24 protein-coding genes are annotated in these 26,416 nt (G+C 51.8%); 6 read left to right on the plus strand and 18 right to left on the minus strand.

Annotated features, from left to right (window positions below; translation table 11 throughout):
• Positions 1-223: 223 nt before the first annotated feature.
• Complete coding sequence (locus J1781_RS15225; RefSeq protein WP_217233829.1) at positions 224-928, plus strand: GntR family transcriptional regulator; 705 nt, start codon at positions 224-226, stop codon at positions 926-928.
• A 126-nt stretch (positions 929-1,054) separates the two neighbouring features.
• On the opposite strand, the gene J1781_RS15230 is transcribed toward J1781_RS15225, so the two are convergent.
• Genes J1781_RS15230 through J1781_RS15250 form a run of 5 tightly spaced genes read right to left on the minus strand, consistent with a single transcriptional unit; the run spans position 1,055 to position 5,119 of the window.
• Positions 1,055-1,642 (minus strand): flavin reductase family protein, encoded by a 588-nt coding sequence (locus J1781_RS15230; RefSeq protein WP_129953616.1) that lies wholly within the window; start codon positions 1,640-1,642, stop codon positions 1,055-1,057.
• Between the two features lie 57 nt (positions 1,643-1,699).
• The gene (locus tag J1781_RS15235) at positions 1,700-2,554 is read right to left on the minus strand and encodes a metal ABC transporter permease (protein ID WP_217219698.1); all 855 of its coding nucleotides are present in this window, start codon (positions 2,552-2,554) and stop codon (positions 1,700-1,702) included.
• Complete coding sequence (locus tag J1781_RS15240) at positions 2,551-3,405, minus strand: metal ABC transporter permease (RefSeq protein ID WP_129953618.1); 855 nt, start codon at positions 3,403-3,405, stop codon at positions 2,551-2,553. Before J1781_RS15240 ends, J1781_RS15235 begins: the two co-directional genes overlap by 4 nt.
• The gene (locus J1781_RS15245; protein ID WP_129953619.1) at positions 3,402-4,181 is read right to left on the minus strand and encodes an ATP-binding cassette domain-containing protein; all 780 of its coding nucleotides are present in this window, start codon (positions 4,179-4,181) and stop codon (positions 3,402-3,404) included. Before J1781_RS15245 ends, J1781_RS15240 begins: the two co-directional genes overlap by 4 nt.
• Positions 4,178-5,119, minus strand: a complete 942-nt coding sequence (locus tag J1781_RS15250) for a metal ABC transporter substrate-binding protein (RefSeq protein ID WP_217233830.1) — start codon at positions 5,117-5,119, stop codon at positions 4,178-4,180. The genes J1781_RS15245 and J1781_RS15250 overlap by 4 nt, the downstream gene beginning before the upstream one ends.
• 187 nt (positions 5,120-5,306) lie before the next feature.
• Between J1781_RS15250 and mntR the strand changes: the two genes are divergently transcribed.
• The 3 genes from mntR to J1781_RS15265 all read left to right on the plus strand — a co-directional run bounded on the left by mntR (position 5,307) and on the right by J1781_RS15265 (position 6,896).
• Positions 5,307-5,750 (plus strand): manganese-binding transcriptional regulator MntR, encoded by a 444-nt coding sequence (gene mntR, locus J1781_RS15255; RefSeq protein ID WP_129953751.1) that lies wholly within the window; start codon positions 5,307-5,309, stop codon positions 5,748-5,750.
• A gap of 259 nt (positions 5,751-6,009) precedes the next feature.
• The gene (locus J1781_RS15260) at positions 6,010-6,342 is read left to right on the plus strand and encodes a hypothetical protein (protein WP_129953620.1); all 333 of its coding nucleotides are present in this window, start codon (positions 6,010-6,012) and stop codon (positions 6,340-6,342) included.
• A gap of 14 nt (positions 6,343-6,356) precedes the next feature.
• Positions 6,357-6,896: a glycine zipper family protein gene (locus tag J1781_RS15265; RefSeq protein WP_217233831.1), complete on the plus strand. Its 540-nt coding sequence runs from the start codon at positions 6,357-6,359 to the stop codon at positions 6,894-6,896.
• Between the two features lie 62 nt (positions 6,897-6,958).
• Here J1781_RS15265 and J1781_RS15270 read toward each other — a convergent pair whose 3' ends face one another.
• From J1781_RS15270 to J1781_RS15280, 3 genes are all read right to left on the minus strand, one after another.
• On the minus strand, positions 6,959-7,771 hold the full coding sequence (locus J1781_RS15270) for a Cof-type HAD-IIB family hydrolase (protein WP_129953622.1): 813 nt from the start codon (positions 7,769-7,771) through the stop codon (positions 6,959-6,961).
• A 116-nt stretch (positions 7,772-7,887) separates the two neighbouring features.
• On the minus strand, positions 7,888-9,060 hold the full coding sequence (locus J1781_RS15275) for an MFS transporter (protein WP_129953623.1): 1,173 nt from the start codon (positions 9,058-9,060) through the stop codon (positions 7,888-7,890).
• A gap of 87 nt (positions 9,061-9,147) precedes the next feature.
• Positions 9,148-10,146: an ROK family protein gene (locus J1781_RS15280; protein WP_129953624.1), complete on the minus strand. Its 999-nt coding sequence runs from the start codon at positions 10,144-10,146 to the stop codon at positions 9,148-9,150.
• Positions 10,147-10,192: 46 nt separating this feature from the next.
• On the opposite strand from J1781_RS15280, the gene J1781_RS15285 reads away from it, so the two are divergent.
• Positions 10,193-10,384 carry a VOC family protein gene (locus J1781_RS15285; protein WP_129953625.1) on the plus strand — a complete coding sequence of 64 codons (192 nt, stop codon included), beginning with the start codon at positions 10,193-10,195 and terminating at the stop codon, positions 10,382-10,384.
• Between the two features lie 14 nt (positions 10,385-10,398).
• On the opposite strand, the gene J1781_RS15290 is transcribed toward J1781_RS15285, so the two are convergent.
• Positions 10,399-11,286: a serine hydrolase domain-containing protein gene (locus J1781_RS15290; RefSeq protein WP_217233832.1), complete on the minus strand. Its 888-nt coding sequence runs from the start codon at positions 11,284-11,286 to the stop codon at positions 10,399-10,401.
• Between the two features lie 378 nt (positions 11,287-11,664).
• On the opposite strand from J1781_RS15290, the gene J1781_RS15295 reads away from it, so the two are divergent.
• Complete coding sequence (locus tag J1781_RS15295; protein WP_217233833.1) at positions 11,665-12,546, plus strand: hypothetical protein; 882 nt, start codon at positions 11,665-11,667, stop codon at positions 12,544-12,546.
• A 45-nt stretch (positions 12,547-12,591) separates the two neighbouring features.
• Here J1781_RS15295 and kup read toward each other — a convergent pair whose 3' ends face one another.
• The 9 genes from kup to J1781_RS15340 form a co-directional block, all read right to left on the minus strand.
• On the minus strand, positions 12,592-14,466 hold the full coding sequence (gene kup / locus J1781_RS15300) for a low affinity potassium transporter Kup (RefSeq protein ID WP_129953628.1): 1,875 nt from the start codon (positions 14,464-14,466) through the stop codon (positions 12,592-12,594).
• A gap of 469 nt (positions 14,467-14,935) precedes the next feature.
• Complete coding sequence (locus J1781_RS15305; RefSeq protein WP_217233834.1) at positions 14,936-15,406, minus strand: hypothetical protein; 471 nt, start codon at positions 15,404-15,406, stop codon at positions 14,936-14,938.
• Positions 15,407-15,496: 90 nt separating this feature from the next.
• Complete coding sequence (locus tag J1781_RS15310) at positions 15,497-16,258, minus strand: M35 family metalloendopeptidase (protein WP_238483557.1); 762 nt, start codon at positions 16,256-16,258, stop codon at positions 15,497-15,499.
• 158 nt (positions 16,259-16,416) lie between these two features.
• Positions 16,417-17,751 carry a VasL domain-containing protein gene (locus J1781_RS15315; RefSeq protein WP_129953630.1) on the minus strand — a complete coding sequence of 445 codons (1,335 nt, stop codon included), beginning with the start codon at positions 17,749-17,751 and terminating at the stop codon, positions 16,417-16,419.
• 20 nt (positions 17,752-17,771) lie between these two features.
• Positions 17,772-20,342: a type VI secretion system ATPase TssH gene (gene tssH, locus J1781_RS15320; RefSeq protein WP_129953631.1), complete on the minus strand. Its 2,571-nt coding sequence runs from the start codon at positions 20,340-20,342 to the stop codon at positions 17,772-17,774.
• Between the two features lie 45 nt (positions 20,343-20,387).
• On the minus strand, positions 20,388-23,825 hold the full coding sequence (locus J1781_RS15325; protein ID WP_217233835.1) for a type VI secretion system protein: 3,438 nt from the start codon (positions 23,823-23,825) through the stop codon (positions 20,388-20,390).
• 6 nt (positions 23,826-23,831) lie between these two features.
• Positions 23,832-24,458 (minus strand): DotU family type IV/VI secretion system protein, encoded by a 627-nt coding sequence (locus tag J1781_RS15330; RefSeq protein ID WP_217233836.1) that lies wholly within the window; start codon positions 24,456-24,458, stop codon positions 23,832-23,834.
• Positions 24,455-25,849 carry a type VI secretion system baseplate subunit TssK gene (gene tssK, locus J1781_RS15335; protein WP_217138865.1) on the minus strand — a complete coding sequence of 465 codons (1,395 nt, stop codon included), beginning with the start codon at positions 25,847-25,849 and terminating at the stop codon, positions 24,455-24,457. The genes J1781_RS15330 and tssK overlap by 4 nt, the downstream gene beginning before the upstream one ends.
• Positions 25,849-26,412, minus strand: a complete 564-nt coding sequence (locus tag J1781_RS15340) for a type VI secretion lipoprotein TssJ (protein WP_238483115.1) — start codon at positions 26,410-26,412, stop codon at positions 25,849-25,851. The genes tssK and J1781_RS15340 overlap by 1 nt, the downstream gene beginning before the upstream one ends.
• Between the last annotated feature and the right edge of the window lie 4 nt (positions 26,413-26,416).

The raw sequence follows: 26,416 nt of genomic DNA on the forward strand, positions 1-26,416 counted from the left end.
AATAATGAAAAATAACTTCGCAGAGTGATTAATCATTTCGTGATCGCATTCATGCTTTTTCTGCCGATCAAGTGGTCTACTTTTGAGGCAATTTCCAGACACGCCAAATGACGGGGCAAGGACAATCTGAGTCCGGGGCATAAGAAACCGAGAATTTACAGGGCAGTAACCGGTTTTACGGACGCAGTTATAAGGATTCACTCATCGATAAAGAGGTCTGCCAGTGATCTACAAAATGCTCGCTGAACGTCTGAGAATTCGCATCAATTCTGTCGATTTTAATATCGGCGACGCATTACCCAGTGAAAAAAAGCTGGCCGCCGAATTGGGTGTCTCGCGAATGACACTGCGAAAAGCGGTGGATTTGCTGATCGAATGGAAACTGGTACGTCGCTGTCATGGCAGCGGAACCTTCGTTGCACAGAAAGATGTCCAGCATGAAACCCGTGGGCTGATGGGTTTCTCAGAGCTGATGAAACAACTGGGTCGTCCGACGGTGAGTGAGGTATTGGAGTTTAAGATCATGGGCGCGCCACCAGCCATCGCCAGCCAGCTGCGGATGAAAACTGACGAACGTATTTATTATTCACGCCGCCTGCGCTCGGTCGGGGGAAAACCGCTGGTACTCGAAGACAGCTACATGCCAGGCCGGTTATTTAGCAATCTTTCAGTGGCACATCTGGAAGGCTCAAAATTTTCGTATATTGAAGATGAATGCCATATCTGTATCGCGGGGAATTACGAAAGCTTCAGCCCGGTTCTTGCGGACAGCACTGTCGCCACCTTATTACACGTCGACGAAGGCACGCCGTTGCTGCGCCTGACATCGCTGTCCTACAGCGACACCGGTGATTACATCAACTACTCTGTGATGATCAGAAACGCCAACGAATACCATGTGGATTACCATTTGCAGCGTAATAAATAGCGCTCAGAACGGGCACGGCTGGCATAAAACATCGGCACATTTTTCGGCTCAGAACCAAAAATACCTTCCGGCCCGTTCAGTTCGAAATCTCCGGCTTCGCCGTGCCCATCCTTAACTTTTTAACTTTTACTTCAAATCAGTCTTCGCGTTCAGCGGTTCACCGGTGGCGTAGAACTGACCACCGGCAATGTAATGCAGGCTGCGCAGGGAAGACCCGGCATCTTCGAAATGCCAGTGGCCGTCTTTGAAGACCCGGGTATCGGCCCATGCACCGACAATCTCGCCGATGAATAAATCATGTGCCTGCTGGTTGTGCGGTTCAGGGATTACCCGGCAGGCCAGCCACGCGGTGCACCCCGCGACAAACGGTAAATCGCCGTGATCTTCCATGCGGAATAACCGGGTACCGCAATGTTGCAGTTTATCCGGATCAGTTCTCAATGTGCGATTACCCAGATCGTAAGTCATCTGCAACTGCGCGACGGTCGGTACCTGAATCACAAAATAGCCGCTTTCTTCGATAAGCTCGCGTGTGCGCGCAATTTTGTCGATCACCACCATCAGTTTCGCCGGTTTGAAATCCAGCCCGCATACCCAGGAGGCAGACATGACGTTATCCACACCCTCATGATGGGCAGAAACCAGCGCGGTCGCGCCGTGGTTGATCAGGCGGTAAGCTTTTTCCAGTTCGACAGGGGCAAATTGAGGTGTCATCAGAATCTCTCAAAAAAGGAATGTGGCGTGCAGCATGGCAAACCTGCCGGAACGCGACTATGCATTCGGTGCGCCCTGACGCGGTTTTATCGATTTATGCAATAAATTCACCGACAGCGCCAGCAGAAAAATCATCGCCTGCGCCAGCACGATCGTCGGGCCGGTCGCTGCATCAATATAGAAACTGATAAAGGTGCCTGAGATCGCTGCCATAAGTGACGCTGTCACAGAAACCATCAGCATTTTTGATAACGTCTTACACAGCATAAACGCCGTAATACCTGGGGTGATCAGCATCGCCACCACCAGCACGACGCCGACGGCCTGCAACGCCGCAACGATGGTCAGTGCCAGCATACACAACAGCGCGTAATGATAAACACGCACCGGTAACCCGATGACTTTCGCCTGAACGGGATCAAAGCAAAACAGCATCAGATCTTTAAATTTGAGAATAATCGCCAGCGTGACGACAGCGGCGATGATCAGGGTTTGCAGCATTTCACTGTCGGTTACACCCAGCACATTGCCGAACAAAATATGGCTGAGATGCTGTTCAGTATTCACCCGTGAGAACAGCACCAGACCGGCAGCAAACATGCCGGAAAAGACAATCCCCATGACTGAATCTTCTTTTACCCGACAATGTTCTTTAATAAAACCCGTCGCTACGGCGCAAAACAGACCGGAACCGAATGCGCCGAACACCAACGGAATTCCTGCAAGATACGCCAGCACCACACCGGGAAGCACTGCATGAGAAATGGCATCCCCCATCAGAGACCAACCTTTGAGCACCAGAAAACAGGAAAATATCGCGCAGACGATACTGGTGGCCGCAGCCGTCAGCAGCGCGCGTTGCATAAAATCAAAGCTCAGCGGTTCCGTCAACACATCAAACCAGGACATCATGCGCGGCTCCGGTTTTTAATACGAAAATGGTTAATCAGCCAGCCGTGTTTCGGCGCAAACAAGAACGCCAGCAAAAAAACAGTCGTTTGCAGGCAGACAATTACCCCGCCGGTGGCACCATCGAGGAAATAACTCAGCCATGCCCCGGCGGCACTGGTCACCGCACCGATAAATACAGAAATAATCAGCAGATGTGAGAAACGATCCGACAGCAGATAGGCCGTTGCGCCTGGCGTGATCACCATGGCGATCACTAAAATCGCACCGACGGTTTGCAACGCTGCCACGCTGCACGCACTGAATAGGGTGAAGAAAATCACTTTCAGCCACAGCGGTGAAAGGCCGATAGAAACAGCATGCGCCTCATCGAAAAACACCGCCAGCAAGTCGCGCCAGATAACACACAGCACCAGCAGCGAAACGCCAACAATAATCTGTACCTGCAAAATATCGGTGTCATCAATCCCTAAGATATTGCCGAACAGAATCGACTGCACGTTGACTGCTGTCGGGTTAAGCGAGACCAGTAACAGGCCGAGGGCAAAAAACGTGGAGAACACGAAACCGATGATAGCGTCTTCCCGCAGTTTGGTGAAATGGCGCAGCAGAGTCATGGAAAGCGCGGCCAGAATGCCGGTGCCGAACGCGCCGATGGCATAGGGAAAGCCCAGCGCATAAGCACCCGCGACACCGGGTACCACCGAATGTGATAGTGCATCGCCCATCAGCGACCAACCTTTGAGCATCAGATATGCCGATAAAAATGCGCATACCGCGCCGACACCTGCACTCACCCAGATAGCTTTTACCATGTAGTTATACTGAAACGGCTCAAGCAGCAGTTCGGTCATACCACCCGCCTCACCGGTTCCTGCGGCACTAAATAGCCAATATTGCGCAATGCGCCGCCAAAGGTATTTTCGAGATTCTGATGAGTAAAGGTGGTTTCCAGAGGACCGGAAGCCATTACCGTGCGGTTAATGAGTACCACACGGTCGCAGAAATCCGGCACGCTGGCGATATTATGCGTCGACACCAGGATCAGATGCCCTTCCTCACGCAGTTGTCGCAGTAATTCGATGATGGCGTTTTCAGTTTTGATATCCACGCCGGTAAACGGCTCATCAAGCAACATCACCCGCCCCTGTTGCGCCAGTGCACGCGCCAGAAAAACGCGTTTTTTCTGACCGCCGGAAAGTTCACCAATCTGGCGATGCGCAAGTTCCGTCAGCCCGACACGCGCCAGTGCGGAAGCGGCCTGTTTTTTATCTTCCTGCGAGGGAATACGCAAAAATGACATTTTGCCATAGCGTCCCATCATCACCACATCCCGCACCAGCACCGGAAAATTCCAGTCCACGTCTTCGGACTGCGGCACATACGCGATCAGGTTTTGTTTCAGCGCTGTAGCCACACTGAGACCATCAAGCGTCACCCGTCCGTGCGTGGGGCGGATAATCCCCATGATGGTTTTAAACAGCGTGGATTTACCGCTACCATTCACGCCCAGCAGCGCACAAACAGATCCGCCGCGCAGCGTGAACGAGGCATTTTCAATCGCGGTATGCCCGTTATTGTAGGTCACCGAAATATCATCAACATGGAGATGCAGCGCGTCGTCAGTCATTGTCCGAACCCTTTTGCGATGGTGCCTGCCGTGACTTTCAGCAAATCAATGTAGGTCGGCACCGGGCCCCCAGCGGCAGACAGGGAATCGACATACAACACGCCGCCATATTTGGCCCCCGTTTCTTTGCTGACCTGCCGGGCCGGTTTGTCCGAGATGGTACTTTCACTGAAGAGCACCGGAATATTTTGCTGACGCACCAGATCGATGATTTTTTTCACCTGCTGCGGCGTACCCTGCTCATCGGCGTTAATCGGCCACAGATAAGCCTCGTTCAATCCATAATCTTTTGCCAGATAACTGAACGCGCCTTCACTGGTCACCAGCCAGCGCTGACCGGCCGGGATTTTCGCCAGACGTTCGCGCAGCGGTGAATCGAGCAGGCTGATTTTTTCGGCGTAATTTTTGGCATTGCGGTTATAAACGGCGGCGTTATCCGGGTCATATTTCACCAGCGCTGCGCGGATATTTTCGATATAAATCAGTGCATTTTTCGCGGACATCCAGGCATGAGGGTTTGGATTTCCGACATACGGCCCTTCCTGAATAGGCAGCGGTGCGATACCGTCCGTGACAGTCACCGAAGGTACATTTTTGATATTCGCGAAGAAACGACCGAACCAGCGTTCGAGATTAAAGCCGTTCCACAGAATCAGATCCGCAGACTGTGTTTTCACAATGTCGCGTGGCGTTGGCTGATAGTCATGGATTTCCGCACCAGGTTTGGTGATTGATTCTACCGTGGCGGCATCACCGGCAACATTCTGTGCAATATCCTGAATCACCGTGAAGGTGGTAACGACGGTAAACTTCTTTTTATCTTTTCCGGCCGCCTGCACATTCCCGCTAATCAGCGCCACAATCATACCAACCAGCATGAGCCGCAAACGAAACGGTGAATAGCTGAATAATTTTAAGATGCGTCGTCCTTTTTCCATGAAATTTCCCCTGTCGCTCTGCGCATTAATCGCCGGTTTATTATTCAGGTATAGCACAGGCTATACTCCATAGCCAAGGCAAAGTTTTCAGAAATTGGTAGATGTGTGCACTTGGTTTACAATGCCGGAGTTGTCGTGATGTCCGCGGCGGCGGTAAAAACCGTTGAGCAAGAAAGAGGCAGGCGTAGTGAAAGAAAAAAAAATAAATCCATTACTGGATGTGGAAGAACACGCTCAGGGTTTTTTACAGGTGCGCGAGGCGCATCGCCGGGAATTAATGGACGATTACGTTGAGCTGATTTCAGACTTAATTCGTGAATTTGGCGAAGCACGTCAGGTCGATTTGGCCGCGCGTCTGGGGGTTTCACAGCCCACCGTTGCAAAAACGCTCAAACGACTGGCCAATGCCGGACTGGTCCATCAGTTGCCCTATCGCGGTACCTTCCTGACGCCTGAAGGTGAGCGGCTGGCAGCAGAAAACCGTGAGCGTCATAACGTCGTAGAGGCATTTTTTATCGCACTTGGAATCAGCCACGAAACCGCCCGCCTCGATGCAGAAGGCGTTGAGCATCACGTCAGCGATGAAACGCTTGAAGCGTTCAGACGTTTTACTGCCGGAAAAAAAATCTGATCTCACCGTACATCCTATCCGCCGCCAGGTTCGTTTTTTGACCGGATCTGGTGGTTTTCCCCCGTATTCCCGCGCCTCCTGGTTTAATCGTAAAGCAATCTTTCCATAGGAATTTTTTGTACACAATTGCTGGCGTTACCTTGTCAGAATCCCCCTGATCTCCCGCCAACCTTTTCCCTCAGCTCAGCGTACCTTTATCCTCAGGAGTGATGGCATTTATGCCCCTCCCTGTATCCGGTCATTGCGCTTCGAGGTTTTTATGAAAAGGCTCTTATTGCTGATGTTGACTGCCGGCACCCTGATGTCTGCCAGTTTCGCATCGTTTGCCTACGGCTACTACGGGCATGGGTATTATCACGGTGGGTATGGAGGCCCGCGTATTATTGTCGGTATCCCCTGGGGACCGCCCCCTCCGGTGTATTACGGGCCGCCGCCGGTGGTCTACGTCACGCCTGCACAACCGCAGACGTATGTTGAGAAAACCCCTGACTATGCCTATTACTGCCAGAATCCTGCGGGCTACTATCCGCACGTGCAGCGCTGCCCGCGCGGCTGGATGAAGGTCGTTGTAGGTGATTCCGCACCGCGTTAACAGGTAATAATTTCATGAACAGGTTCACTCCGCTGGCGGTTATTACCCTGGCTGCAGCGCTTTCAGGCTGCGTATCTTCTCCCACCCGGCCCGGTGTGATGGTGTTACCCGGTACCGGCAAAGATTATCAACAGTTCCGTATGGATGAAATGGCCTGCCGGAGTGACGCCTACAGCAGTGTTAACGGCGGCGCGCAAACGGCTAATAATAACGCGGTCAATACTGCCGCAGCGGGCACCGTTGTGGGTGCGGCGGCAGGGGCTCTGTTAGGCGCAGCGTCTCATCAGGCCGGAGCGGGCGCGCTGGTTGGCGCAGGCAGCGGTTTACTGCTCGGCAGTGCCATGGGCAGTAACGGCGCAGGCGTCAGCAGTGGCAATTTGCAGGACCAGTACGATACGGTGTACACCCAATGTATGTACGCCAAAGGCAATAAAGTGCCGGTCGATGCCCGCTATGATTATGGTTTGCAATCTCACACGCAGCCAGAGGTGCCACCGGACTACTATCCGGCACAGACAGGCAACAACGACGTTCCGCCGGATTATGTACCTTAAGTTTTTGCCTAATCAGAAAGGCTGCCCGCTGCATGGCAGCCTTTTGTTCCCTTTCCAGCCGTTCAGGCAAACGGCGCACGGCCATTAAGTACATCATCGATAACTTTCAGCACACCTTCTTCGCTGTTTGATGGTGCCGTGTATTTTGCGGCCGCTTTGGCCGGTGCAGAGGCGTTTTCCATTGCAAAACCAAATCCGCAATAGCTGAGCATTTCGAGATCATTACCGCTGTCGCCGAAAGCCAGCACTTCCTCATCGCGGATGCCATAGATTCTCTGGATTTTTTGCAGGCCGCAGGCTTTGTGATTCCCGCTGATGATAAGATCCACCGAGCCGTGTCCGCTGGTAACCGGTGCAACAATATTACCCAGATGGCGGGTAATTTCGCCCATCAGCGGGTAAACGTCATCCTCCCTATAGCTCAGCGCGAATTTGAAAATTGTGTCGCTGATTTCGGCATAATCGCTCACATTGCTCAGACGGTGATAGTAACGACGCATCCGGCGGATAAAGGCTTCGTCGGTGCCGTTCAGCACATACGCGCCATTTCTGCCACAGACGATAGTGTTAATGCCGGGTGTCCGGCTGATCCAGTGTAAAACGTCAGCGACCTGTTCAGGTTCGAGTTTGCCGCAGTAAATTTCTTCTTTTTTGTCGACGACATACCCCCCGCCTTCCGCAACGTAGGCAATCTGTTCATCGATATCATCGAAGAAAGATTTCAGCTGGTAATACTGATTGCCGCTGGCTACCACAAACTTGATTTCGCGTGCCAGCAGTTGCTGATATTGCTCGCGAAAACGGGTTTTATTATATTCGTGTTGCGGGTTCAGAAAGGTGCCATCCATATCTACGGCAATAAGTTTTACGGGCATTGCAGTTCCTTACAGGGTCGGATGTTTATCAGTCAAAGTAAAAGATGGCTGGCGGGGTTCAGGCGCCAGCTGGCAAATTTGCCACTCAGTTCTAAATCTTCAGTCTTAAAAAATAATCAATATTTCAGTTTGTATGCGCCGAACGTAATGATAAGGAACGCAGCCGCCACGGCTGAAAATGCCACATACAGACTGGATAAATGCGCGATAAAACCAATCAGCGCCGGCCCGCCCAGCACGCCGAGATACCCGAGCGTCGCGACCATCGCCACAGACATATTTACCGGCATCACTTTCTCCTGACCGGCGAGCGTAATCAGCACCGGAACGATATTTGCCGCCCCGATACCGACCAGCGCAAAACCGCATAATGGCAGGATCCAGCCCGGTAACAGTACCACCATCAGGTAACCTGCGATCCCCAGAATACCGCCTGCCACCAGTATGCGTTTACGCCCCAATGCGCTGACAATCACATCGCCGGTCAGGCGCATCAGCGACATCGCGACAGCAAACACCGCAAAACCCCAGCCCGCGTGTTCCAGCGCCAGCCCGCGTTCACGGGTCAGAAACACGCCGCCCCAGTCGAGCACCGCGCCTTCGGCCATAAAGCAAATCATCGCCATCACGGCCATCAGCACGAGACGAAAATTCGGCCTCGCTTTGGGTTTGCCCTCAGCCCCTTCTTCCTCATGCGCGCCAAACGGTAACATGCCGCGAAAAGACCAGGCGGTCACGATGACAACCAGCGCCACGGCAAAAAACGTGCTGCCGAGCGGCGTGATGCCCGCACTGAGCAATAACGCGCCGCCACCGGCTCCGGCGATCCCGCCGACGCTCCACAGGCAGTGAAAGCCGGACATCAGCGGTTTATCCGCGGCCTGTTCGACCAGCGTTCCCTGCACATTGACCGCGACATCCGCCAGGCCAATACCCATACCGAAAATAAACAGGCTCAGCGCCAGCAGCCAGATATCACTAAAAACCGCCAGCACCGGTAACATCAGGCAATACAACACCACAGCGGCTACAATGACCGCACGGCAGCCGAACCGGCCAATAATCCGCCCGGAACCGAGCATCGACAACAGTGATCCGGCGCCCAGGCACAGCAGCAGTAAGCCGAGATCACCCGCTTCGGAATGCGTACGCAGTTGCGCATAAGGCACCAGCGCTGCCCACAACCCCATCGCCATACCGGTAACAAAAAAAATCGCCCGCGTAGCGATGCGTCGGGCAGGGCTTCCGGCATGCGAGTTCAGACTTTCTATTTCAGATGACAGTGACATCAGATTCTCCCGGCAAGAAATTAGTTATTAAAAGTCTTTTAATAACTACTCAGTATAGAGATGCCTGCAAAACAAAGTCAATGCGGATCACTCGCCGAAAGCGACGTGCAAATTATAATTATGCAAGGTCAGTTCAGTGATGCCTCGCAGATAATCCTGACGCATGGAAGGCCGGTAAATCAGCTCAGGCATATGTTGAACAGGAATATACTGCCGGCAAAGTTCAGCCAGCTGCGGCATCAGCGCGGTGCTGATTTTAGGGCCGGATAGCGCAATGGTAGCCGGGTTGATAATTGCCGTCAGTGACACAATCACTTTGGCCATTTCCTCCGCGACCGGCAGCGTGTTCATGTGTTCAAACGGCAGATTGGAGACCTCACCGGCAAACTGGCTCGCGCCCTGCAACACCTGGCCATTAATCACCATTCCACATCCGAGACACGGGACATCCGGTTTAAAAACGTAGGCCACCGGCGCGGTAACGCCCGCACAACTGCTGCGGTAAAATCCCCAGGCGGTGTAGTTCATGTCATTATCAACCTGTACGTACAGACCAAGCCGCTCACGCAACTGTTGCTCAATGGCAACGCCAGCAAACGCAGTGATATCACAGGTTGCAACGGTGCCTTTCACCACTACACCCGGCAATCCTACGCCCAGCGCTTTGATATTCGGGTAATCTGCCAGCAGGGATTCGATCTGCTGATAAAACCTTGCCAGCGTCAGCGGCAAAAAGCGTACCTCGCCCTGAGCCAGGCTTTCACCTGTGGCTGAATTTACCGACCAGATAATCTGCGCTGCCGCATCACTGCCCTGCGCGTACAGGCTCAGTACGGAAAAGAAATCCGGGTTATATGCATAGCGCTGCGCCGGACGCCCGCCACGTGAAACCTCCATTTCCAGCGCCATGACTTCATGACGCAGACTCAGTTCATTAAGCACCGCGCCACATGTCGCAATACTCAGTCCGGTGGCAACCGCCAAATCCGCTTTTGTCGCCGAGCCCAGTGATTTCAATGCATTAGTGACCATCACCACATTATTGATCTTCATTTCACGGGTAGTACGGTTGAGCGGAGTAAACATATTGCCTCGGGGATACGGGTAAGAATGAGGGGTAATTTAGCACAAAGTGGAGGCGGCCTTACTGGCAACGTCACGTCAGGCTGTAGACCGGATCTATGCATACGCGATTGCCCATGGCGCAACGGACGAAGGGGCACCGGGTTTACGCCCGCATTACCATGCGGATTATTATGGCGCGTATTTCCGCGATGCCGATGGTAATAAACTGTGTATTTACAGTCATGAACCCCAGGTATGAATACCCTCCCCACTTTATCTGACGTTTTGCACAAGTCTGACGAGTTCTGTCTCGGCTTCCCCTTCGTCATGTCCGTCAGTAAAGCAGGCGCCGCTCACCGGTTCGCTGAGATCGGGGAAATGATAGACCGCATTGACACACGACGGGCCGCCGCCGGAGTGACCGGCTGAGCGCCCGGCCTTTCCCATAGCGCCCTTCATCAATCCGAGCGCGTAGCCGCATGCCGTCCACGGCCGGCCCTCAAGAGCGCCCCCGAGCGGATATGTCACCCGCATTTCGGCAAGCCATGCGGCGCTGAGGAGTTTTCCGGTGAATAAGTCGTGCAATAATCGGGCGGCGTCCCGCACATTCCCTGCCAGACAGCCATGATACACCCAGCCCGGATGGTACTTTCCGGCAGCCTCACAGTGTAGTTGGGCAAATTGTTCGCGTGTGGTGACAAAAGAAATGCTGTTAAGCCCGAGTGGTGTTGAGATAATCTCTGCGACAAGTTGCGCAAGATCCAGGCCAGACGCGGCTTCAATCTGCTCACGTACCAGCATGTAACCTACATTGGAATAGGACCAGCCTTCGCCGGGTGCAAACAGCATACCCTGAGCCAGGGCGGCACTGAGCAATGTTTGACGATCCCAGGGTTGCTCACCGGCGGCGACGGCGTCGTGATAGGCTTTCAGCGTGCCGTAATCCGGCAATCCGGCTGTGTGGTTAAGCAGTTGCCGCAGCGTATACGCTGCACCGTCGACAGGGCTGTCAGGTTGCAAGATACCGCGTTCACAAAGCTTCAGTGCGCAAATCGCTATCGCGGTTTTGGTGAAACTCCAGTAAGGGAAGCGGGCGTCAAAATTTCCTTCCCCCCTTTCTTCCCCCGAGGCTGAAATACAATAAGAATGGAATTTATGCATGACTAACCTCATCACAAGAAAGAAAGCAGGCAGGCACCCGGTGAAAATTAATGCCTTCGGCGTAACTGTTATTTTATGCTCTTGATTTACATGAAAATACCCAATTCAACGAAGCGCTTCAACCGAAAGTTCTCCTTCAGGTGACCTCTGTAAGGTCTTTTCCAATGGTTTTTACTGTCTGGCGGGGCAAAATTCAGCATACCGGTTATGATGAGGGCGGGCGAAGTTAACCGCGTTGGGCGGAGATGATCAGTGATTTCGTCAGTAAAACGGATAACGGACTCCTCTGAGTTCCCGGCATGCGCATTCATCTCTGACCGCAGATCGGGTATATTGATACGCAGATCACAAAAATCCCTTAAAGGAAGACGTCGCATTATGAGTTATCGTTTCACCCTGGTTGCCGTGGCAGCTGTTTTAACCCTGACAGGATGTGCAAAATCGAAAACCGCCGATCAGGCACCGGCTTTCGATTTTGGCTCCACACGGGTGACCGTAACGCACATCCCGACGAAAACCGATGATGGTACCAAACTGTATGTGACCATTGATGGTAAAGATGCCGGTGCTCTTGGAATTGGTGAGAGCATGGAAGTACAACTTCCTGAGGGTAAACATAAAGTTGGCGGTTATGCGCGTTCACTGATTGGCCGCGTGACCATTTCGCCTGTCGACGTTGCAACATCCCGGGATGCGATAAGCCACGTGACCTATTCTGTTGCAAACCTTAAACCTACCTTCCTCGTCCGTGCCTCAACACCGGTTCCTAAGCCTAAATCAGAATCGATTCCGGCAGAACCCGTTCCGAGCATGCCGAAACAAATTGAAGATCCTGTCACAGCAGAACAGACGCAAGCCGCAACGCCTGCTGCGCCGGTAACCCCTCAGCAAACGCAAGCCGCAACACCTGCTGCACCGGTAACAACTCAGCAAACGCAAGCGGCAACGCCTGCCGCGCCGGTGACAACTCAGCAAACGCAAGCGGCAACGCCTGCCGCGCCGGTGACAACTCAGCAAACGCAAGCGGCAACGCCTGCCGCGCCGGTGACAACTCAGCAAACGCAAGCCGCAACGCCTGCCGCGCCGGTGACAACTCAGCAAACGCAAGCCGCAACGCCTGCTGCGCCGGTGACAACTCAGCAAACCCAAACGCCGCAAGTTACCGAACTGACACCGACCACTCAGTCGCAGACATCACAAGCAACGCAAGGTTCTGCAACGCCTGTCATCACTGATCTTACTTCTACTCCTCAAGCTTAACCCGGTTTCTACTGCCGGTGCCTGATGCACCGGTGGTGACTTTCCTCAGAATTTCACTACCGCACCCAGTTCAATCACCCGGTTTGGCGGAATATGATAATGTTCCGGCGCGCGTAGTGAGTTTCGCTGCAATACCTGGAACAGTTTTCCGCGCGCCTTCAGGTACCACGGACGCGGTTCACCAAGAATAAACGTGTCACGCGACATGAAAAATGAGGTTTCATTCATGTTGCTTTTAAGCCCTTCCAGTCCGCAGCGATAAAGGATATCTGTCACATTCGGCTTCTCCCTCCAGCCATAACGGGCAATAACCCGCCAGAATGCCGGTGAAAGTTGCTCGATAATGACCCGCTGGACGTTATGCACATAGGGTACATCTTCCGTTACGATGGTCAGCAGCACCACGCGCTCATGCAGAATCTTGTTGTGTTTGAGGTTGTGCAGCAACACCAGCGGCACTTCATATTGCCCGCGCGACATGACTACAGCCGTTCCCGGCACCCGTTGTGGCGGCGATTTTTCAAGTGAGGTAATCAGCGCCTCCAGCGCTTCCGGATCCTGACGCAGGCGGCGCAACAACCGCGAACGTTCCGTTTTCCAGGTCAGCATAATCACCAGAATAGCCACACCAATTGTTACCGGCAGCCAGCCCCCCGAGAAAAGTTTGCTCAGGTTGGCAGCAAACAACGGCACATCAATCAGCAGCATCGCCATAATCACCAGGCCACCTGCCCAACGTTTCCATCCCCAATTTTTGATCATCACAATGCCGATCAACACAGACGTGATCACCATCGTACCGGTGACTACAATGCCATACGCCGAGGCGAGGTTGCTGGAATGCCGGAAGCTGACGATCGCAATCAGTACGGCGAAATACAGCAGCCAGTTGACAACCGGAATGTAGATCTGACCGGACTCCACATCCGAGGTGTAAATAATGCGCATAGGAGGCAAATAGCCCATGCGCACAGCCTGACGCGTCAGGGAGAACACCCCCGAAATCACCGCCTGTGAGGCAATAACGGTCGCCAGCGTGGCCAGCACTAATAGCGGAACGAGCGCCCAGTCAGGTGCCAGCAGGAAAAACGGATTCTTAATGGTCTCAGGCTCGCTGAGTAATAACGCACCCTGCCCGAAATAATTCATCACCAGCGAGGGCCCGACCAGTATAAACCAGGCGATGCGGATGGGTTTCTTACCAAAATGCCCCATATCTGCATAAAGCGCTTCGCCGCCGGTAACTGAAAGCACCACCATACCGAGCGCGAAAAAAGAGACTGTTTTAAATTCCACAAAGAAATGCATCGCCCAGTAAGGATTGAGCGCCTGCAATACTTGCGGATTATGCACGATCCCGCTGATACCCAGCGCCCCGAGGGTGAGAAACCATATAACCATCACCGGAGCGAAAATTTTCCCTACGCTGCCGGTACCATTTTTCTGAATAAAAAACAGCAGCGTCAGGACGGCAATGGAAAATGGAATGATAAAGCGGTCTAATGACGGCTCAATAATTTCCAGCCCTTCAATAGCCGAAAGCACCGAGATGGCGGGCGTGATAACACCATCACCATAGAAAAAGCTGCCGCCAACCAGCCCGATAAACATAATGAAGGGGATCCAACGCGGATTGAGATTGCGGATCGCCAGTGCCATCAGGGTCAGGATCCCGCCCTCACCGCCATTGTCGGCGCGCATCACAAAACTGATGTATTTGACGGAAACCACCAGCATCAGCAGCCAGAAAATTAAGGACAAAAAACCGAAGAGAGAGCTTTGTGTCATGGTAATGCCCGCCTGTCCGGTCAGGCATTCACGTAGGGTATACAACGGGCTGGTACCAATATCGCCATACACGACACCGATACAAGCCACTGTTACAGTCAGCAGCGATGATTTATTTTTTGTTTGCTTCATGAGTGGCTTCACAATTTCCGGGGACGACGTTGGTCGTCCCACCAAAAGAGTATAGCTGCTTCGCGGGAGGATCTCAGGCCCAATATGAAACGGTTACATTCATTATTGTCTTATATATCAGGTATTCACTTACAAACATGGCCTACATGTCTACAGACTACCAGGACTCTATCTGCGTGCGGGGTTTTGGATAATATCTCGGTATAAACCTTTCACAGGTTCAGTTAATAACTTATTAATTGATGAGGTCCCCAGAGCGGCTTCTTTTTTCATAAGGGATGCGTAAGCGCGCAGATCAGCGTTCGAAGCAAGATCCCGTCTCATACATTTGAGAATAATGGTGTTGGATTGCCGGGTCATTTCATAGCCGAAACTGAGCAACCCTAATATTTCTCTGGCTGTTACGATATGGTAAGCGCATTCATAATTCCACAAATTCCCGGGCGATAGATAAGACATAAGATGAAAATCAGCATATCTGTGTATTCCCCCCCAACACCCAGGCATCATTAACAGTGGCGACCCACTTATCCATGACCAAAACATTTCCCCGGGTATGTTTAGCCCATAAATTATCACCTTTAGCTATACAATACTTTGCCAAAATCTCAGGTTTCCATAAATCACTGGCTCTGCCAATACGCATTGAACCGTAGGTGAATTTTGATTTTTTATATACCTGCCAGCAGTACCCGGCTAATTTATTAAAGTTGTTATCCTTACCCATCCCATAAGGATAAGATGCTTTCAGATGCGGATGAACTTCAGCATTTTCCTCCCATGAAAACATATTCTCCTTGGTTTTAAGACCAAGACTTTCAAGGTCCCGCATAATCGTTACCTGATTAAATATTTTCAATAAACTTAACCTTATCTCATTAATAATATTCGTAACGTAGATGACATAATCATTCCCTAACAGATAAGCAGCATTCAGCAAATCTATCGTCCGGGGTATTAATACCCCGTCCAGATCAGCACGGAAAACATCCGAAATATTCCAACTTTTTATTTTTAACCAAACTACAGATCAAATCACCATATGCCCACCAATAACACGTAACGCATGAGATTTTCTTGTGAGTTCAGGGCTGTTTATTCTTGGGTTTTGGCCGGGTTCCATACGGTGGAATGCTAATATTTTATTACTTCCGGATTCCCAGTATAAACTATATGCTTTTTTATGTGCGGGTAAATTACTTTCAGAATAATATATCAGCAATATAATTCTTGACAGAGTTTCAGCATTATTCAGAGGAACGCTGTTTTTTCCTCTGGCATAAGTATGCAGTTCTTTAACCGACCACGGAGTGAACAAACCCGGTGCCTGCTTATCCATACAGATAGAATAGGCATAATCTTCAGTATTAAGGATCAGATGACTCAACTCATGAATAACTGTTGCCGAAATATCATCAACATGCATGCGACCGGTACGTATATAAGACAAGGCGATATATTTTTTATTGATACCATTCTTGAAATCTTTTGCATCAGTAGCTTTAACGTACCCGATCGTATCTCCTCCGGACTCATACAATTCTTCTGCAAGATCAAAGTGTTCTGGTGATAAATTCGCCATCTTTCTTTTAATCTTATCCACCGAATGGATCAGTTTTTTCACTGTGGCAGAACTATCTTCATTCAATAATTCTTTTAAGATTTTTTTGGTGTCATCTGATAATTTACTTCTTCCCAGTGCCTTGAGAGCAATATAAATCTGCTGTTTAGCATTGATAATGATAAAGGGTAAAAGGGTTTTCAATCTTTCTTCAGCTGGATGCATCATCATATCCTTATTGATAGCATTGTAAGACAAACTTCTGGTTTAACTGGCGTAGTGGCATGGCATTGCTTATAAAGTTACCCTTGGAAAAATAACTTGTTACCTGTTTTCCGTGAAAAATAATGCGCAGGGAAGTAAATAAAAAAATGTCAATAATCAGGCCATTATTTAACTCCGAAACGGTACGCATTCAATGCATCAACTCTTTGTGTAAATTGTTTTAACAAGGCCGGATTCACTTCCCGATGATTTTCCTTATCCTGCCCGATCGTCCACAATAGTGTTTCCGCGCTGGTACCATTGCGTTGCAAATCCTGACGAATTTGATATACCGCCGTTTTCAACTCCGATACGGTCATATATTGACTGTGCTTCTTTTCAGCATTCAGCAGCCGGGCTTCAAGTTCATCAAGATGTTTGTTAGCCAGCACATAACCATCGAGCGCCGGAATATCACCTGCTTTTTCCTGTAAAGTACGACGCCATTGCGCGCTGTATTCATTATCCGGATACACCTTTTCCAGATGGTCGGATAATATCTCGCCCTGACGCAGCAGCATATCTGCGGGTTGCTCACTGATCCACGACAGAACCGGTGCGGCATGGGCTAACACCGCCTCTTTTTGTGCATTCAGGTCAGATGCAGGAGCATTCTCCCAGGCATCATTCAACTGACGTTCACTATGTTGTAACGCCATTAAGGGCAAACTCAGCTTTTCACTCAAGCTTAGTGTTTGTGATGAAGACCAGAGCGCTACTGCCACGACACAAACCGCTATACCCGCCGCCATTCCCCCCGATGCCCACAATAACGGACGCGGACGCGGTTCAGGAGCCAGTTGTATTTCTGGTGGTTCGGCAGCGGATATCATGTCGGCCACCGCCTGCGTTGCTTTCTTCTCATTGACGGGTTGCGGTGTATTTTCCTCCGCAACCGGCAAGATTTTCGCCACTTTGGGTGGAACAGGATACGGCACGGAACGGCAGCGGACTTGCAGGAAATAATGCAGGTTATTGAGTGAATCATGGCTGCGTGACTGCAGGTTTTTTGACTGACTGCACAAAACACCAATGCTTCTCTCTACCTGACGCATCTCACCACTGTTTTCCGGCCCGTACTCCAGCGTATAGATATGTGTCGCCACATTGGCATTGAACCAGTCGATCAGTTGCTGACGCTGTTGAACGGCAGTCACCGGCGGCCAGCAACGCTGGCTGTTGTGAGTAAACGCCGTTGACAGCAGTTCGAGCGCCAGCGCCAGTCCTTTCCAGCTTTTAAGTCGCAGACTGATGAGACAAAACCACATGCCGCTTTGCAGATCATAACCATATTCATGAAAAAGCTGAAAACAACGCTCTTCCAGCAGATGCCAGTCCAGTTTTGCCGGCAGATTTCCGCTCAGATGGCTCAGCTCACTGCTCAGCAACAGAAACGATTTGCTGAGACGCGGATCATGGCCGTTAATTTTTAACGCGCGTAAATTCACCCTGTTTTTCATGATTATCCTCTTCCTGCCGTTCAGACAGGTTGTTTAGCCACTGAATTTTTCGCGGCAGGCTGTCTGGACAATGTGAGCTGACCTTTACTGACGCCAAGTTGCAGGCGGATATCGGCTTTACTCTCAACCGCCAGTAAACGGTCGGTGAGGAGTGGCAGTAACTCCCGGTTCAGCACGGCATCAATTTCGCGGGCCCCGCTTTGCTCGACCTGGCAACGGCTGGCGATGAAATCCACCACTTTTTCGCTGTAGCTCAGGGAGGAGTTACCTTCACCCGCACGGCTGAAACGTTTACACACTTTATCGATTTTGAGACGGATGATTTTTGCCAGTGTTTCACCCACGACAGGCAGATAAGGGATCAGTTGCAGGCGTCCCATCAGTGCAGGACGGAAATATTGATCGAATTCAGGCCGCAGGAGTGCCGTCAGTGCTTTCTGATCGTTGTTTCCGGCAGCGCAGGCAGCCATCACCCGATCGCTTGCCAGATTACTGGTCAGAATAATCAAGGTATTACGGAAATTGATCAGTTGGCCTTCGGCGTCTTCCATCACACCTTTATCAAATACCTGATAGAAAATTTCCATCACATCCGGATGGGCTTTCTCCACCTCATCGAGCAGGACTACACTGTACGGCCGACGACGTACCGCCTCGGTCAGCACTCCGCCCTGTCCATAACCCACATACCCGGGCGGGGAACCTTTCAGGCCAGACACTGAATGAGCTTCCTGATATTCAGACATATTGATGGTAATTAAACTTTGCTCACCGCCGAAAAGCAGTTCCGACAAGGCCAGCGCCGTTTCTGTTTTGCCAACGCCGGAAGGCCCGGCCAGCATAAAGACGCCGGTGGGCTTAACCGGATCCGCGAGATTGGCGCGACCGATGCGGATTTGCTGCGCAATATCCGCTAATGCATGGGATTGCCCGATCACCCGGCTCTCCAGACGTGCGACCAGATCGCCGAGTTGTTGCTGTTCTTTTTCCATCATCCGGCCCAGCGGGATGCCGGTCCATCCGGCAATCACATCTGCGACACAGGTCGCATCCACACAGTCATACACCAGCGCCTGATCTTTATGCATCTCAGCGAGTTGTGCGCGCAATGCGGCAATCTGCGTCACATCCTCAATACGATTAATCTGCGCCACGATGTGTTGTTGCTGATGCCAGACCGGCAGCAATGCCTCCAGATTTTGCGTCAGTTCGCTTTCCCGCTGATCCAGCCATTTTATCCGCGGGTGGTTATCGCCCTCTTTCAGCAGACTTTCCCGTTCAGTGTGAATGTTGCTGATCATCGCATTGAGATCTTCGATCTCTTTGGGCTCATGGCACTGAGAAATCGCCACACGGGCGCAGGCAGTATCCAGCAGGCTTATGGATTTGTCCGGCAACTGGCGGCCAGAAATATAACGGCTGGAGAGACGAACAGCAGCCACCAGCGCGCTTTCGAGGATCTGTACGCCATGATGTTTGCTGAGTGCCGGTTTCAGCGACCGCAGCATAGCGGTGGCGGTCTCTTCATCAGGTTCTGCCACTTTGATCACCTGAAAACGACGCGCCAGCGCGGCATCCTTCTCAAAGTATTTTTTGTATTCAGCCCAGGTGGTAGCTGCCACCACGCGCATTTCCCCGCGCGCCAGCGCCGGTTTAAGCAGGTTTGCGGCATCATTTTGCCCTGCCTGACCGCCAGCGCCAATCAGCGTATGCGCCTCATCAATAAACAGAATAACCGCAGACGGGTACTCTTTTACTTCACGCAGCAAGGTTTGCAGACGGTTTTCAAATTCGCCTTTTACGCTGGCACCGGCCTGCAGCAATCCCATATCCAGCGACAAAATTTCCATTTCCCTCAACGCTTGCGGTACGGTGCCGTCCACAATCCGTTGCGCCAGTCCTTCAACCAGAGCTGTTTTTCCCACGCCCGGTTCACCCGTCAGCACAGGATTGTTCTGGCGGCGGCGTAACAGCACGTCGATCAATTGACGAATTTCCTGCTCTCGCCCCAGCGCAGGGTCCAGCGCCGAATGACGCGCCTCTTCAGTCAGGTTTCGGGTGAATTTCATCACCGCTGAATCAGCGGTGTGACGGGGCGCAGCAGGATGATTCGTGGCCTGTTCCGGTCTGCAGGCATCATGCAACAACCGGTCAGCACGTTCAGCCTGACACAGTAGTGCCTGTTGTAAGGCGGGTGACAGGGGGTTCTGATTGTCTTTTTCACTGGTAATCAGGCTACCCAGTAAGGCCTGTACCGGCAGTTCTGTTTGCTGCCAACAGGCACTGGCATGCAGCCAGGACTTCTCCAGATGTTCGACCAGCAATTCTGACAATACCGGACTACGGGTATTGCCGCTACGCAGATGATTGAGGCTGATTTTCAGCGCATCAATCAGCGTATCGCCACGCAGGCCCGCATCCAGGCAGAGTTGCTCAATCAGCGCAGGATTACGGGTCACCAGTGCAAGCAGTAAATGCTCAATGTCTACCTCGTGATGCGTACGGCTGACGGCAAGGCTGATCGCAGCGTCAAGGCACTCACGGGCTTCGACATTCATTTTCTCAACAATCTTCTTCAGGTAATTACCCATAAATAATCCCGTTTAATTTTTACAATCGTGCCCTGAATCAGGCATTCAGTGACATTCGGTGATACGGACAGGCAGTTGTGAGAACGCGCTCTTCAATGCCGTTGGTCGTTTTTTTTCCGCTTTTCTGCTGCTGGCCTCCTGCTGAGCCTGGGCATTAACATTCAGCGCCTGACTGAGTGCCAGCCACTGTTGCCAGCGTTCCTGGAGGGCGTTCTGTGGACCGGACTGATAACGCACCATGACTTCCCTGATGCCCAGAACTGCCAGTTGCGCGGATTCATCAGGAAAATCCTCCGCTTTAAAGCGGCGTTGCCCGTCTGAAATATCGTGCAGAAAATCCGGCCAGGCGGCGTCTCCGAAATATTCATAAGTCAGGTCAAAACCGGGGAAATTGATCATCAGTGTGGCGCGGCTACAGTGACCAGGACGCCAGCGGAATGTCGCCTGCTCGCTGAAGTTCATGCTGTTTAGCTTCCACTGCTGCTCATCACAAAACAGCGTCAGGCGGGTGCCCACCGGCATCAGTCGTGCTCCGCCCGGAATGGTGGCTGGCAGGCTTTTGAGGGTCAGTTCCAGCGGTTTAGCTTCCAGTTCCGCCATCTGTGACTCCAGATCGGTTTGTTCATCTTTCAGCGAGGCCAGTGCATCGTCATTGCGGGTATTTTCACGTTCAGGCATCGCCAGCACATCATCCGGACGCAGAACATGATTGACCATTCGCAGAAATTCCGGCGTCAGCCCCGGCGTCTGTCCGTTAAACTCGCCTGCTTTTGGCCCGTTGTCTTCAACCACCAGCACACTTTTTGCCGGCCCGCGGATAAAATCAGACAGGTATTGCCATGCCAGATCCTGTTGCTCCTCATATTCCAGACGGCTGGCGTTATTTTCCATCGGCCATAGCACCCGGCTTTTCCACTGTTGCTCAAGCCAGCAGGCAGAACGCTGCATAGCATGTGCAACCAGCCAGTGTGCATCGTTCTGATAGAGCGTCCAGACCGCGTTGGTGGCAAAATCGTCCCGTTCAGCAGATAAGCTTTTACGCAGCACGTTGAAACGGCTGTCCAGCAGTTGTAAAGGATTGCTGTCTCCCGCCGCACCGGTCTGGAACAACCCGCGGGTCAGGCGATCGCTGCTTTTCGGAGTGGCAAATACATCCGAAACCGCCGCATTCAGGCTGGTTTTCCAGGCACTCCAGTTTTTCACATTGAGATCGGAAAGCACCGGTGTCAGCGTTTTGCTGTCGGTTTTCAGCAACACTGAAATTTTCTTCTGAATGAATTGCTGGATTTTGCTGATGTGCGGAACCCGCGCGCCCTGTGCCGACATGGTTTGTAACTGATTCAACCGGCGTAGCTCGCGCAACCATAGCGCGGCATCCTGAGTGCTGATATCCCCGAGTTGTTCATTCACATAACGGGCAAATTTCATCGACGGGCTGTTACCCTGGTCGATTGCAATCAACGCGGTTTGCCACTGTTCACTGGTCAGCACAGGGGCGGCTTGCCGGTTCATCGCCAGCATCAACGTCATCCATTGCGTCTGACGCAGGTCAGGCAAGCGCTGTTCAAAGGCTGCCAGTTCAGGCATCGGAACCTGCTCACCCCCTGCACGGCGGATATCCTCCAGCCAGCCCTGAATTTGCGCAGTGCCCTGCAGGGTCCACAGACCGCTGACCTGCGTTATGTCCTCAGAAGAGGGCAGGAAATCCGTCACACTCACCGGCATCAGATCGTCTGAAGGGGCTATCAGCCATGCCATCTGTGGATCACTGTTGACCAGACGGCCCAGCAATTCACGCAATACCGTCAGTTGCTGGCCCCCTTCCGGCAGCTGTAGCAGCGCCCGTTGCAGCACCACGTCCTGCTGATGTGATAAAGGCACCGTCGCCCCCGTCATGCTGAGCGCCGCCGGAACCGGTGCCTGTTTCATCAGCTCACTGACGGGCTGTTTTTCCCACATGGCCTGTTTGGTGATAAGCGTCCTTGCCAGGTCCAGAATCATTACGCGTTTTTGCTGTGGAACGGCATCTGTAAACTGCCGCTGGTAATTATCGGCTATCTCATTCAGATTCACTTTATCGCGTACAGATGCAGCAAGAATGCTGGCCTCAAGCTGCGCATGACGATGGTTGAGAACGGGGACAAAAGGAAAATATTTCAGCGGATGCGTATGCCAGTTTTCGATGTTCTCAAGCTGCTGAACCTGCGCCGCGACATCCATTTGTGCCGGCGTACCCTCAGTAAGGCAACGGGTGAAATAACCACCAATCAGCAGATAAGTGATCGCCAGCGCACTGAATGTCATCGCGCCCCATTTGTGCAGATAACGACGGCCAAAACCGACAGGTTCAATTTCACGCTGACGGCTGAGTGCTGGCAATAACCGCGTCATCAGGTCATGGATAAAGAAAGCCTGACGTGAAGCACTGTTTTTGCTGACGGGTTCGGTGGCAGTAAACCAGATGCCACCCAGCGCCGCGGGTTGAAAATAAACGTCCGGCTCACACAAGGCAGCCAGGTAACGTTGCAGTGCGGGTTGCAATTGGGGCAGTTGCTCCGGAAAATCCATCAGCGCCAACGTGTCGCCATCCGGTTCACCGCCGGAAAGCATGCTGACACGGACTTTATCCAGCCCGTCTTTCACACAGGTAAACAGCGGGTCCAGCAAGGCCGGATCTTTCCCATCGACGATAGGGGAATAGCGCCAGTAGTAACCGAGCGGTTGCTCCCGCTGTGCGGCGGAAAGTTTATGGGCCCAGTTGCTGAAACCCGGTACCCGATCACAGCAGGTGATAAACAGGTATACCGGCAGGCGGCGTCTGACTTTACTGACCAGAGGTTCAATCTGCGTACGGATATGCCGCGCATGCAGATGCAGTTCGGCGTCATCTTTTTCGAGCAACTCACTGACCGACACACACACCACGATGCCAGCTGGCGCCGGCAGGCGGGCACACCAGTTCACCAGACGTAACCAGCCTCGCTCGAAGGCTGGCGTTTTACTCAGAAAATGGCTGGAGAGATCGAGAAAACCCACAGAGCGAAAAAACCACCAGCGTAAGGTCCGTGTCGGTACCACCAGGGAGCTTTCAGGCTCATTGGAAAACAGCGGCAATCCTGCCCCGGCCATCAGCGTCGTTTTACCGCTTCGTCCGCCAGTCAGTACAAACCAGGGGAGCGGTTGTTTGCGTCTTCTGATGCGCTTAATGACTGCAGCACCGGTTTTCCAGTGTTCGAATAAAACATATTCCAGCCGGGTGAGTTTAAATTTTGACTTCAGGGAGGAGATATATTTTACCTGGGCAATACCGGAAACCGAACCCCAGATAAACCGGGAAAATAAAACGACGAGAATCAATATCAGCCAGAGTATTAATGCATGCAAAAGAGTCTGTCCCAAAGCAACAGACATTACGACGCAAACAATAAATAACAGGCACAGAAATAGTGTCCATGCGACAAAGGAAAGTAATTTTTTAAACATAGTGGTTTACCTGGAAAATATTCCTAAGCCGGTGGACAAAATCACTAAATAGGTGATCACAGGCAGTGAGAGCAACAAACCCTTACGCTGGCGGAGCTTTTTCACTATCGTTTTATTTTTATCATCGCCGCCAGCCTCCTGTTCAACCAGCAAGGCATCGTTCGGCCACTGTCGCCAGGCTTGCGGCAAGCACTGCCGCTCATCTTCGATGCGTTGCTGCAAAAGCTGTGCATCCTGTGCGGTATATTTTCCGTGGAAGCCCATCAGCAGACAAAACAGATACACCATTCTCAGTGGAATATTGTTTTTATCCGTTCCATCCAGCCTTTCGAAAAATGCTTCGCCCCCCACAGAAATATCAAAATAATATTTCTGCAGCAGATTGCTTCGCCATTCTTTCACCCAGTCCGCGCGGGATCGTAGTACCCGCTCATCCACCCAAAGCACCACCGCGAAATAAGCATCCTGACATTCTGCGGATTCATGATGACGTTCTGACTCAAGCAGCGCCTGTTGTAATAAGGAAATGCTTTTTTCGCGAAATGCACTGTAATCCGGATATTCCTGCGGATTAATAAAAAATGCCGTCACATAACGAAACAACGGTAAATAACAATTCAGCAAACTCATCATGAGGGCACCACAAATATAATCTGTACCTGAAGATCTTCCGGCATATCAGGCCAGTAGAAGGAAATTTTGCTGTGCTGGCGGGCTTTGTTCCACAATTCACTGTCCTGCTCGACCAGGAAATAATGTGAATCGCTGCGGTTTGGCACACCACGCGGAGGCTGTGGACAATGTATTACCGGAATGCCCGGAAGAGCATGCTGGATCAGCAGTTCAATCATTTTTGGCGAGGCCAGTTTGATACCGCCCGGATTTTTGATCTGACGATTTTCCATCGGCATATTGGCAGAACGTAACAGCAGCAGTACTGATTCGGCATTTTTACTCTGCGCACTGTCAAAGCTGCCGGTGAACACGCCCTGAAGATCGTTTTCCAGCGTGATGTACGTGTTATCTTCAAGTACCAGACTGTTCAGCAGGGTGATCAGCGTCTTACGGGCACTCTCGAAACAATCCAGCAATTGATGATGATTGTAGGTTTGCAGCGAATTTTCGCCGTCATGCCACTCTCCCAGAAAGGAGCAGCTGTCATTGAATGAGGAGAGTTCGCCGACAAGCTGGCATAACATATTGTAGATATGCCACGGATGAACCTGACGCGCCTGACAGAAATTTTTCAGTTGCGGTAGCACCCGGTTAAGGGAGCGCATAGCTAACAATTGTGTTACCTGATCGCCACGGTCGGCATCGCTGACCAGCCGCTCTGAGCGTTTGTATTCTTCAAGCTTTCTGGCCCGCGCACTCAGTTCAAAATAAATAGTGTCTATCAGCTTGCCGAGGCTGAATGATCCAAAAAGCGTCACGGAGGGTGGCGAGAATGTCGGATCGAGGGACACCCTTTCGTTTTCATAACGCAGCCGGGTGAGAGGAATGCATTCGCAATCAACAGCATCATCTTTTTCAACGTCCGTCAGCAATCTGACGTTGTAGCACAGGCGGGCCACTGCAGCGTCCGGCGCATGATCATAGACGTCTTTCATCACCCGCTCTTCGCTGGTATTGATCCAACGCGTGACAGCACGATCATGCTCTCTTTCCAATGTGGTGACATTGCTGTGCAGCGGATCGAAACGGCGCAAAGCCAGCCATAGGGTCAGAGGCTGATCGCGCTGTTTCCAGAAATCACGGAAGTTACGTTGTTCAACGCGGCTATTACCGGGCTGTGACAGCAAGGTACCACCGGGCAAAATACAACGGAACTGCTCGACACTGATGACATAATCGCTCAGTGCTGCTTCATTGATGCTGACCTCAATCAGCCCGTAATTATAAGGCTGCGCCAGACGCAAATGCTCCGCGAGGTTCCATTCATAATGCAGGTCAATTGACTGAAAATGCTGCGGTTGCAGATAAAGCCCGGAATGCCAGTAGATCTGCTGTTGTTCTGGATACATTATTTTTTCTCTCCGGCTACGGGGATATCTGAACTGACAATGCTTTCACTGCCTAAGGTGACGGAGAGCGTGACCGGCGCTAAATGCGCATGCCAGACGGGTTCCCACCAGCCTGTGCTTTCCACATCCACCGGCACCTCTGTGCTGACCATGTGTTTCTTCACCGGAAACGGATAATAGCCCGCAACCAGCGCCACATTGCGGGTATCCCGGGCGCGATCGATATGCAACGTGTTGGTTTGTCCCGGCATCATGACGTAACGATCCACCTGCAAAACATCGCCTTCACTGCCTGCACCGGCAAACAAACTTTTCAGTGTTGCAGGGTTATCCAGCATCTTATCCAGCGTCGGTTTATCCTTAGCTTGTAGCAGTAATACCGTACAGCTGTTGGCCATATCATTCAGGCTGTTCAGCCCGGGTTCAGCCCGCAGTTGCAGGGTAATAGCGCCGCTGGCGAAAGGCGCAGCCACTTCGCTGATCGCCTTCTGTTGGCTTTGCCCATCATCTGATGTACAACCTGCCAGCAGCATGACGCCGAGCACCAGCCCGGTCAGTCTCATTTTC

This window comes from Rahnella perminowiae (assembly GCF_019049695.1).
GTDB lineage: Bacteria > Pseudomonadota > Gammaproteobacteria > Enterobacterales > Enterobacteriaceae > Rahnella > Rahnella perminowiae.

Bases quoted from the DNA above. Each gene is read 5' to 3' on its own strand.
- J1781_RS15230 (WP_129953616.1), bottom strand. From the start codon at position 1,642: ATGACACCTCAATTTGCCCCTGTCGAACTGGAAAAAGCTTACCGCCTG.
- J1781_RS15235 (WP_217219698.1), bottom strand. From the start codon at position 2,554: ATGATGTCCTGGTTTGATGTGTTGACGGAACCGCTGAGCTTTGATTTT.
- J1781_RS15240 (WP_129953618.1), bottom strand. From the start codon at position 3,405: ATGACCGAACTGCTGCTTGAGCCGTTTCAGTATAACTACATGGTAAAA.
- J1781_RS15245 (WP_129953619.1), bottom strand. From the start codon at position 4,181: ATGACTGACGACGCGCTGCATCTCCATGTTGATGATATTTCGGTGACC.
- J1781_RS15250 (WP_217233830.1), bottom strand. From the start codon at position 5,119: ATGGAAAAAGGACGACGCATCTTAAAATTATTCAGCTATTCACCGTTT.
- J1781_RS15260 (WP_129953620.1), top strand. From the start codon at position 6,010: ATGAAAAGGCTCTTATTGCTGATGTTGACTGCCGGCACCCTGATGTCT.
- J1781_RS15265 (WP_217233831.1), top strand. From the start codon at position 6,357: ATGAACAGGTTCACTCCGCTGGCGGTTATTACCCTGGCTGCAGCGCTT.
- J1781_RS15270 (WP_129953622.1), bottom strand. From the start codon at position 7,771: ATGCCCGTAAAACTTATTGCCGTAGATATGGATGGCACCTTTCTGAAC.
- J1781_RS15275 (WP_129953623.1), bottom strand. From the start codon at position 9,060: ATGTCACTGTCATCTGAAATAGAAAGTCTGAACTCGCATGCCGGAAGC.
- J1781_RS15280 (WP_129953624.1), bottom strand. From the start codon at position 10,146: ATGTTTACTCCGCTCAACCGTACTACCCGTGAAATGAAGATCAATAAT.
- J1781_RS15290 (WP_217233832.1), bottom strand. From the start codon at position 11,286: ATGCATAAATTCCATTCTTATTGTATTTCAGCCTCGGGGGAAGAAAGG.
- J1781_RS15295 (WP_217233833.1), top strand. From the start codon at position 11,665: ATGAGTTATCGTTTCACCCTGGTTGCCGTGGCAGCTGTTTTAACCCTG.
- kup (WP_129953628.1), bottom strand. From the start codon at position 14,466: ATGAAGCAAACAAAAAATAAATCATCGCTGCTGACTGTAACAGTGGCT.
- J1781_RS15310 (WP_238483557.1), bottom strand. From the start codon at position 16,258: ATGATGATGCATCCAGCTGAAGAAAGATTGAAAACCCTTTTACCCTTT.
- J1781_RS15315 (WP_129953630.1), bottom strand. From the start codon at position 17,751: ATGAAAAACAGGGTGAATTTACGCGCGTTAAAAATTAACGGCCATGAT.
- tssH (WP_129953631.1), bottom strand. From the start codon at position 20,342: ATGGGTAATTACCTGAAGAAGATTGTTGAGAAAATGAATGTCGAAGCC.
- J1781_RS15325 (WP_217233835.1), bottom strand. From the start codon at position 23,825: ATGTTTAAAAAATTACTTTCCTTTGTCGCATGGACACTATTTCTGTGC.
- J1781_RS15330 (WP_217233836.1), bottom strand. From the start codon at position 24,458: ATGATGAGTTTGCTGAATTGTTATTTACCGTTGTTTCGTTATGTGACG.
- tssK (WP_217138865.1), bottom strand. From the start codon at position 25,849: ATGTATCCAGAACAACAGCAGATCTACTGGCATTCCGGGCTTTATCTG.
- J1781_RS15340 (WP_238483115.1), bottom strand. From the start codon at position 26,412: ATGAGACTGACCGGGCTGGTGCTCGGCGTCATGCTGCTGGCAGGTTGT.